This is a genomic window from Bradyrhizobium sp. sGM-13 (genome assembly GCF_018398875.1).
Lineage (GTDB): Bacteria > Pseudomonadota > Alphaproteobacteria > Rhizobiales > Xanthobacteraceae > Bradyrhizobium.
The window spans coordinates 1-9,495 of the sequence record NZ_JAGWDK010000081.1 but is presented as its reverse complement, the minus strand read 5'-3'; the positions used below and the strand labels follow the sequence as shown (position 1 = coordinate 9,495).

Genomic DNA, 9,495 nt, shown 5'->3' with positions numbered 1-9,495 from the left:
AGGTCATCGCCAAACCGACTGACCGTCAGCCCATAACCGCCGCCGCCTGACCGGCTCGGCCGTCACCAAAATTTGGCGATAGCTCGCGCGATGTGCGTTTAGCTAACTATTTCCGTACCGCAACCTCTTGCGCCGCAGTACGGCGAGCACTCGAGGAGGCCACAATCAAGAATAGTGCATAAGCTCGGGGACTCTGAACCGCATCTATTCCACATTGGACGACATGCTCTATCCGCCGCTTCGTGCAATCACGTGGACGCGGCTAGGAGTTGCGGCGGGATCTGCAATGTCGCGATGTCGGCTCCGCTCACCTCACCGCGCGCGTCGCTTGGGTGCAATAAACGTCGGCATTGCAGAACAAGTCGGCTGGGGCACGTATCGGGCTGCCGTTTTTCAATTCTTCTTCTTTGCGCCCATAGGGGATCTTGAGCACGTCTGTCTGGAAACGCCCGCAGTGAGTGTTCTCATATCAGTCAGACTGCGCTGGGAAGGGTTTTCCACGATTGCGGCGGCCTGCATGTGGCCGCTTGTTTCCTCGTACCTCAGGAAGCGGCACAATGGAATACTGGAATAATGTTCAGCCAAGCCACTGAAGGGGGTTGAACCTTACGCTGCGTCAGGTTGTAGGCTTGGAAACCAATTATGACCAAACCTACACCACGCAAGCAATGGTTATCGGCTAACGCGGCAGCGGGGTTGCCGTGCACATGATTTCAGGCTTGGAACTGACGCCTATTCGAATTGACTTCCCACTGATGAAGCCGGAAAGCTGCGAGATCGTGCCGTTTGTCGAGTTCGCATCGGACGAGAGAAGAGCCAAAAGAGAGTCTTCAAGCATGTTGTGCGACAAGCGGCCCCCCGCCCTCGTCACCAAGCTGGACCATCGGGATCGGCTCATCGATCAACGAGGTCGCCTTCGCCCACGCAACCGCTGCCACTAGCAACAGCTAGCACGTTCGAAAGCACGATGAACGCCTTCAACTCGAATATTGGCAAAGTCGCCGGCGGCGCCACGCTGACCCGCGAGGAAGCGGCATCCGCTTTCGACAGCATGATGTCAGGCGAAGCCACACCCGCGCAGATGGGTGGACTTCTCATGGCGCTGCGGGTGCGCGGCGAGACGGTGGAAGAGATTACCGGCGCCGCTTCCGCGATGCGGAGTAAGATGCTGCGAGTCAGTGCGCCGCACGATCCCGTCGACATTGCCGGCACTGGCGGCGACGCTTCGGGCTCGGTCAACGTGTCGACCTGCGCCGCTTTCATCGTCGCTGGTGCTGGCGTGAGGGTTGCCAAACATGGCAATCTCGCACTGTCCTCGCGCTCGGGCGCTGCCGACGTCTTGGCGTCGCTCGGCGTGAGGATCGACATCACCCCTGAAGACGTCACTCGCTGCGTGCACGAAGCCGGCATCGGCTTCATGTTTGCGCCGGTCCATCATCCCGCCATGAAGCACGTTCACCCTACCCGGATTGAGCTCGCTACCCGCACCATCTTCAATCTACTCGGACCGCTGTGCAATCCGGCCGGCGTCAAGCGACAGATAGTCGGAGTGTTTTCGCGGCAGTGGGTGCTGCCCTTGGCGCAGGTGTTGAAGAATCTTGGCGCTGAGTCAGTGTGGGTGGTGCACGGCTCGGACGGACTCGATGAGATCACCCTGACCGGGCCGACCTTTGTTGCCTCGATTGAGACAAGCGAGATCCGCACCTTCGAAGTGCCCCCTGAACAGGGCCGGCCTCCCCCGCTGCGGCAGCGTGGGGCTGAAGGGCGGCGATGCCGATGCCAATGCAGTCGCGCTGCAAAGCGTGCTCGACGGCGCCCCAAGCCCGTATCGCGATATCGCGCTTCTCAATGCGGCCGCGGCATTGAACGGGGGCGGCCGTGCCAAATCCTTGAAGGAAGGCGTCGCCCTTGGGCAGAAGTCGCTTGATAGCGGTGCCGCGGCGGCGCGATTGAAACATCTAGTCGCAATCTCTAACGACTGACAGCCGAGCTGACCGATGTCCGACATTTTGACCAAGATCGAGGCCTACAAGCGCGAAGAGATCGCAGCCGCCAAGCGCGCCTTGCCGCTTTCAGAGGTCGAAGCGCTCGCGCGGGGGGCCCCGCCCCCGCGGGGTTTTCTCGCCGCCATCTGCAACAAGCACGCAGCAGATGAGTATGCGCTGATCGCCGAGATCAAGAAGCCCTCTCCCTCCAAGGGCCTTATCCGGGGCGACTTCGATCCGCCCTCGCTTGCCAGGGCCTATGAAGCGGGCGGCGCGGCCTGCCTGTCGGTGCTGACGGATACGCCCTTCTTTCAGGGGCACCCTGATTTCATGATGGCAGCGCGAGCGGCAACATATCTGCCGGTGCTGCGCAAGGACTTCATGTTCGACACCTATCAGGTGGTGCAAGCGCGCGCTCAGGGGGCCGACTGCATCCTGATCATCATGGCGGCGCTCGACGACGAAACCGCTCGCGAGATCGAGGCTGCGGCCCTGGCCCATGGCATGGATGTGCTGATCGAGATCCATGACCGCGACGAGCTCGATCGGGCGCTAAAACTTCGCTCGCCGATGATCGGCATCAACAACCGCAACCTGCGCACCTTCGAGACCACGCTTACGACCAGCGAGGCGCTGGCGCCGCTCATACCGAAGAATCGCCTGATCGTCGGCGAAAGCGGTATCTGCGGCCCGGGCGATGTTCTGCGTCTTTCGCGGCTTTGCATTTCGACCTTCCTGGTCGGAGAAAGTCTGATGCGGCAGGCTGACGTGACGGCGGCGACCCGCGCGCTGCTCTCGCGCGAGGCGGCGGTTTCGACCGGAGTGCAGTGATGGCGCGCAAAGTCTCCAAGCCGAGCTCGCTTCGCTCCGAATACGGCTCGCCTCAAACGATAGTGAGGTATCGCCGCTGTTGGCGACGGCTAGTCAGCATCCAGAAGGTCCGCGCAACTCAATCAGCACCGAGCCGGTGGGTCTCCCCTGCATTTGACGACGGCCGAGAAGTGCGGCCGGTGATGGTGGGGCGAAATGCACCGTTTGCACGAAATAGCGGTGCATTAGCCTGAGACGGTTAGAGCAAAGTCATGGAAAGTTTTCACAACTCGAGGCCGATGAGGGCAGTCTATGCTCGGAGCAGAGCGCTTATCAGGCTGCAGGATGCGTACCGTATCAATCTTGCTGAGCTAATCGAGGCTAGGGCGGCGCCTGAAAGATCGACGGCCACTCAGATTGCCAGAGCCGGTGCGAAGCGCACCACCGAGATCGTCGAAAAGACAGGCGACTCGGGGACTCGCGCTTCGCGGTACCGCGAAGGAGACAAACAATGATGTCTTGGCGGATGATCACGGTACTCGGATCGATCGCAACGATCGAACTCATGTTTCGTAAGTTTCGTGAGGTGATCGATACAGACGACTCGATCTCGCCCGAGCTGCGGCTTTCGTTGCACGCGACGCTGGATGAGCGTCTTCTCTTCGGGAAAGAGCGCCTTTTCAACAGTATCGGAAAACAAGGCGGCGCGGCGGCCATGCCCATATCACCACCGAGGAACGATTCGCAGTGAATGACGCCACGCGCAGACAGATCACGGACCGCCAGCCCTTCGGACGTACGGGCCGCCTTCGCTGTCGCTACGCGACGAGGACGCGGAACGTATTCGATCTGACGCAAAGGCACGCTGAACGCTATCATCCAAGCGGAGCCACCGATTGTGTTTAGCCGCATCGCCAGATCATGCTGTGGAGCAGTCAGATTATCGGTGCGATCAAACCCGCACTGCGCGGAAGCAAGTTCGAGAGTCGCGACCAACGCAATCTCCGCATAGTTCAAAAGTTCGAGGTCAAACGCCACTCCGGAGCTGGGCTATGAGCTGCCAATCGCCTCCCCGGATCAGCGATATTCAGTCCATCGAGGCGATCGAGTTTCGCCAAGCCATGCGAAATCTGGCGAGCGGCGTCTCCATTGTAGCGACCGGAACGGCCGTCCGACGGCGAGGGTTAACGGTCAGTTCTATTACTTCGATCTGCATGGAGCCGCCCTGCTTGCTGGTCTGCATTAATGCCAGTTCCGAAACTCACGACGCGATACTCGCCAACGGCACTTTTTGGCGTGAGTCTTCTCGGCGGCAATCAGCAGGACCTCGCACTGCGTTTCGCCGGCCGGCATGGCGCAAACGCTGTCCAAGTTTCGATACAGCGCCATGGGATCAGGGCGTTCTTGACGTACCGGTTCTGCAAAGCGCAGTTTGTGTGCTCGAATGCGTCTTGCATCACCACCAACTCGTCGGCACCCATGGGGATCTTTATCGGCCGGATTGTCGCGACGCGATCAGCTCAAGGCAATCCACTCATCAACTTCCGTGGCGAACTTCGAACGTTACTGTACGGCTGAGTGCAGGTTTTCACCGCAATGTCGCCATTCGTAACGACACCCTACGGCTAAGGCTATGTTGAGAGCCACAATGAAGGAGCCGAGTTATGATGATAGAATACTTGCCCGAGAGGGGAGTGCAAATGGCGGAGCCCTTCGATTTTTGCGGGTTTAAGCTCGTCTTGAAGGGCCCGTATGCCGCTAAGCCTTCAGACTTGAAAGGGATCACGCTCGTTGACCACGACAATGCGCTGATGCCTATTTAGTGCCTATCCTGCCTGGCTGCCCCAAGGACAACAAAACCTGGGAAGCAGCCTACGCCAAGATGGTCGCAAGCGCACGCGAGCGCGGCTGGATTGACGCTAAAGTAAATGCAATTCGCGCACACATCGAAAGAAGGTTCTGATCAGAAAGATCCGAAGCAGCTCGCATCCTGAGTTAGTGCCCTGCATGCAAGTGACACTCGTCCCTAATCTGTCTCGATAGCGACTCCTTTGGCAGCTCGGCTTCTTACCCAGAGGCGAACAGCATGATGGCGGCCAGAAGATCAGCCCTGAATGGGAACCCGACACGCATCAGCTGCGCCGCTCACTAAGACGGCGCCTTAAGGCCTTGGCGCTGGCAACGCTAGCCCGGCTCGGCCCAGATCCTATCAGGAAATGGCGGTGCTTTTTCAGTTTTCGTATCATCGCTGCTCCCGGAGGCTTAGGAGTTTGAACATATTCACACGACGGCCGCCCAAATAGGACTTGAATCGCACGTGGCGTCAAATTGTACGATCTCAAAGTAGGTGGCGCCGGCTTCCGGCCGCGCCGCGCTCAATCCGAGAAGCGTGTTTTGTTCTGTCCGCACAGATCCCTGGGAGCTGGTATGGCGACAAGATCGCGCAAACGCATAAAGGTCGATTGGGCTGCAGAAGCTCCCAAGGAGCTGTGGCGGCAAATTTCGCTCGTCACGATCGGCGCGACATCGCAAGAGATTGCCCGGTATCTCGGAGCGGCATGTGAAAAGACCTGACGGCTCCAGGAAGATCTTGCTAGTCAATCACACTCAAGGCCAATGCCGGGCCATTGTCGGCCTCAAAGGTGGACATGCCGGAGCCGCCTATATGTGTGGCGAGCCTGTATTGAGAAGATCGCGCAGGAAACTCTCGTCATGGTGCGCTTATCACCATTGTCTGATGCACGCAGCCCCTGTCGAGCAACACTGAAGTACGTGAGCAAGAGCCTACACTTTAAGTCTCCGGATTACATCCACCCTACCTGAGCCTCACGAGATCGTCACAAGCTGAACTCTTTTGCAGATACCTGACGGAAGGCCCCTCATCTAAGACAATAAAGCCGTAATCGACACCTTCCGAGCGACGTAGAGGAGCTCTCATTGGCCGCTTCGGGAGGCAAGTACTGTGCAAGCCAGGGAAAACGGAAGACTGATGGTTGATCTCTGCACGCTGATTGAGCGCAACGCGGCGTTCACTCCCGACAAGCCCGCGATCAATTTCGAGGGCGAGACCTTAAGCTACGCGATCTTCAATCAACGGATCGAGCAGGTCGCGCGCGCCCTAAAAAGCCAGCTCGGTGTCGAGAGAGGCGATCGCGTCGCGATCCTCAGCCTTAACCGGCCTGACCATCTGGTGCTGCTCTATGCCTGCGCGCGGCTCGGCGCAATGCTCGTGCCATTGAACTGGAGGCTTGCGGTCGCCGAGCAGCTCTTCATCCTGTCCGACGCCGCCGCCAAGGTGCTGGTGATCGAACACGCCTTCGAGGCACTCCTGCCGGCGCTGGCGGAGCAACTGCCGGATATCTTTGTCGTCGGCTTGGATTTTGCGCCCCTCGGCGGAAGCAAATGGGATGGCCTTCTAGACCGAGGGCGCGGCGATGGTCGCAATTTGTACACGGACCTATCCTGCCCACTTCTGATCGTCTATACCTCGGGCACGACAGGGCGGCCGAAAGGGGCTGTGCTGCGCCAAGAGGCCTTGCTGTGGAATGGGGTTATGAGTCAGCACATGCATGGCCTCACCTCGGCTGACCATGTCTTGACAGTGTTGCCGCTGTTCCACGTGGGTGGCCTCAATATCCAGACGACGCCAGCGTTGCATCACGGCGCGACGGTTACGATCCACACGCGGTTTACGCCAGAGGCGACGCTCGCTGCGTTCGAGCGCGAACGGCCAACTCTGGCCGTGCTGGTTCCTGCCATGATTCAAGGCCTGACCGAGCATCCCAAGTGGTCGACCACCGACCTAAGCTCACTCAGAGCAATTTCCACCGGCTCAACCATGGTGCCGCAGCACCTGATCGAACGCTTTGTCGCACGCAGCGTACCAGTGCTGCAGGTGTATGGCTCCACGGAGACCTGCCCAATTGCAGTCTATACGAGACTCGGCGGTGATCTCTCGCGTGAGGGTACGACTGGCCTGCCCGGCCTTTTCTGCGAAGCGGCAATCATCGATGATTGGGGCAACAAGCTGCCGCCAGGCACCCTGGGCGAGATCGCAGTGCGCGGGCCTAATGTTTTCTGCGAATATTGGGGCAATCAAGAAGCAACGCGCGAGGCGCTGCATAACGGCTGGTATCACACTGGCGACATCGGCCGCCGCGATGCTGATGGGTATTTTTGGGTCCATGATCGCAAGAAGAATCTGATCATTTCCGGCGGGGAAAACGTTTATCCGGCAGAAGTCGAGCGTGTGCTTATGGAGCATCCCGATGTCGCAGAATGCGCTGTCGTCGGTCGGCCCGATTCGCGCTGGGATGAAGTACCAGTCGCCTATGTGATCAGGCAGTCGGGCGTGCGGATTGAAGCGGAAGCACTGACCGCGCATATGCAGTCGCAGCTCGCCCGTTTCAAAGTGCCGCGCGAAATCATTTTCACGGAAGAATTGCCGCGAACGGGGTTGGGCAAGATCCAGCATTTTATGCTCAAAGAGCTCGATGCGCAATCAAGTCGGTAAGGAGGCACCAAATGAATATCGCGGATTGGGCGTTGGCAATATTTCTCTTGCCGCCTGCACGCGAACTTATGTCTCTAGCTCACTGAAGTCGTTTCGAACAACTGTACCTACATGAATACGCTTCCGCACGTTCATCGTAGTGCCGGACCGATATGCCAAGTACCACGGAGCTCGTTGATGCCGCGGATCCTAATTATGAACGCCGGTACCGCCCAAATGTCGGGTGCCGATCTGACGGCAATCCAACTTTCGCTTGCCGCCAAGTCAGCCTGGCGCTCCGTATGGTTTGCACAAGCGGGCGACCTAATTGTCTCTCCGGTAGCGATCCCAACTGATCTGCTACGCTACGTTGGCGCGACGCTAAGGTTCGACCCATCGACCGTCTTGGTGCTCGTGCCAGAAAACGCGCACGAGACCCGGGTCCTTAGTGATTTCACTCTGCAGTCCAATACAATTGTTGAACAAATCCGACGCCACATTCGTGAGAAAACACATTGGAAACTCTGTGCTTGCTACTCTACTGAAGGCGTTGCGCGCTTAGCGGCGATGCTCGGCATACAGCAGAAAGGGAACGACTTCGCTCTGCAGCGAGGCCCTGATCTATTGAACCGCAAGAGCCACTTCCGTCAATTGGCAACAAGTGTCACGCTTCCGTTGCCCAGTGGATGCATAGCAACAAGCTCAGAAGAATTGTTCAGAGCGGTCAACTCCCTAAGGCTTGAAACCGGCAGCGTCATTGTAAAATTAGACAATGGAGCCGGCGGGGTTGGAAATGTCATATTAACCGGCAAGGGGAGCGCTCCACTACCTGGGGCAAGGGAGACCCGCCGGGTCCTTTGGCCGTCGTTTGATCCTGATGCACTTTGGTCTGAGATGACAACCCCCTCGTGTAAAACAGTGGTCGTAGAATCATACCACTTGGCCAGTTCTCTGTTCTACCTTGAGTTGGAAATCGAGGAAAATGGTTCAATCGCATACGTCAACAGTGGAAACATACGTCTGCATGGAAGCGAAGATCGGGCCGAAAGAGCTCTCGTCTGGACTGGTCTAGAGCTTCCAAGCGACTTGAGCAATGAGCAGTACTCGACCGCTTACGCGCACGCCTATCGATTTGTGGAGCTTGCGCGGACCTTGGGTTACCGCGGAATGATCAATATAGATGCCATTTTCTCGATCGACGGGCGGCTGCTGTTTAATGAAGCGAACGGTCGGTGGGGCGGTGGCTCGGTACTGCACAGCATTGCTGACCGGTTGCTAGGAGCCGACTGGTCCCATTCCTACGTGATTTCATCTGTGCGGAACGTCCGACTAAACTCCCTCCAAACGGCACTTGATTGTTTTGTCGATGAAGGATTGCTATTTGATCGCATACACAAGGAAGGCGTTATTCCGCTTGCCGCCGACCAAGAGGCAGGCACGGTGGAGTGTCTCGTGATCGCGCGCGACAGGCTGGTGGGCCGGAATTTCGAGCATCGATTATTGACGATGCTCTGATTTGGATCACTGCCCCATGTTCCGCTCTTCAGGATGCCTTCTTCGGTCCATTTGTTTCAGCTTGAACAACATCCCTATTCCCAACCATGTGTTGAAGCCAAAACGCGCCCTAAGAAGATGGCGAAGCACTCTCTTCCAGGTTGACTGGCGCAGCACTGTCGATTCTTCCGTTCCAAACCCAAGTTGTTCGGCGCACCAACCTTGTCAGGTTTCCTATACCACGCAACCGTGCAAACGGTTTAGTTCTGGGACGACGCGGAGCACGAGAATGCCGGAGCGATGCAGATCGGCACCCAAATCTGCAGTCATTGGCTACATTCTTTAGTTGATTAAAGTAGTTAGGCAGATCGGCTGGACGTACAATATCTTGTCCGGGATATGAGCCTCGCACTTTGACCATCATTGCGCCAGTGGTTAGCGTTCCCCTCTCCTCTTCACGCAGCAAAACTCGCTCCAGTCTGATAACTTACCATCCAGCATCACTGTACAGACGATAGCGACGGGCGAGGAAGACAGCAAAGTATCTTCGTGCGTCGAGTCCGGCATTCGTCTAGTAAGGGAATGCCGGCCTGCATCCATAGACCTCATTCGCACGCCATCATAATCCATTCTATCTAGCTTAGCTACTTTCCGGCGCAAAAAATCGGCGGCCTTGTGCGGCTGCCAGAATCGCTCGCTGTGGCGAAAACTGCA

General features: G+C 57.7%; 5 protein-coding genes and 1 pseudogene. All 6 read left to right on the top strand.

Annotated features, from left to right (window positions below):
* Positions 1 to 967: 967 nt before the first annotated feature.
* The 6 genes and pseudogenes from trpD to KJQ96_RS37290 all read left to right on the top strand — a co-directional run bounded on the left by trpD (position 968) and on the right by KJQ96_RS37290 (position 8,802).
* A pseudogene (trpD, locus tag KJQ96_RS37315) lies at positions 968 to 1,982 on the top strand (anthranilate phosphoribosyltransferase).
* Between the two features lie 15 nt (positions 1,983 to 1,997).
* The gene (trpC, locus tag KJQ96_RS37310) at positions 1,998 to 2,816 is read left to right on the top strand and encodes an indole-3-glycerol phosphate synthase TrpC (protein WP_213255914.1); all 819 of its coding nucleotides are present in this window, start codon (positions 1,998 to 2,000) and stop codon (positions 2,814 to 2,816) included.
* Positions 2,817 to 3,306: 490 nt separating this feature from the next.
* The gene (locus KJQ96_RS37305) at positions 3,307 to 3,546 is read left to right on the top strand and encodes a hypothetical protein (RefSeq protein WP_213255941.1); all 240 of its coding nucleotides are present in this window, start codon (positions 3,307 to 3,309) and stop codon (positions 3,544 to 3,546) included.
* A gap of 301 nt (positions 3,547 to 3,847) precedes the next feature.
* On the top strand, positions 3,848 to 4,435 hold the full coding sequence (locus KJQ96_RS42450; protein ID WP_213255912.1) for a flavin reductase family protein: 588 nt from the start codon (positions 3,848 to 3,850) through the stop codon (positions 4,433 to 4,435).
* 1,349 nt (positions 4,436 to 5,784) lie between these two features.
* Positions 5,785 to 7,308 carry a class I adenylate-forming enzyme family protein gene (locus tag KJQ96_RS37295; RefSeq protein WP_213291043.1) on the top strand — a complete coding sequence of 508 codons (1,524 nt, stop codon included), beginning with the start codon at positions 5,785 to 5,787 and terminating at the stop codon, positions 7,306 to 7,308.
* Positions 7,309 to 7,503: 195 nt separating this feature from the next.
* Positions 7,504 to 8,802: a hypothetical protein gene (locus tag KJQ96_RS37290; RefSeq protein WP_249735009.1), complete on the top strand. Its 1,299-nt coding sequence runs from the start codon at positions 7,504 to 7,506 to the stop codon at positions 8,800 to 8,802.
* Positions 8,803 to 9,495: the final 693 nt, after the last annotated feature.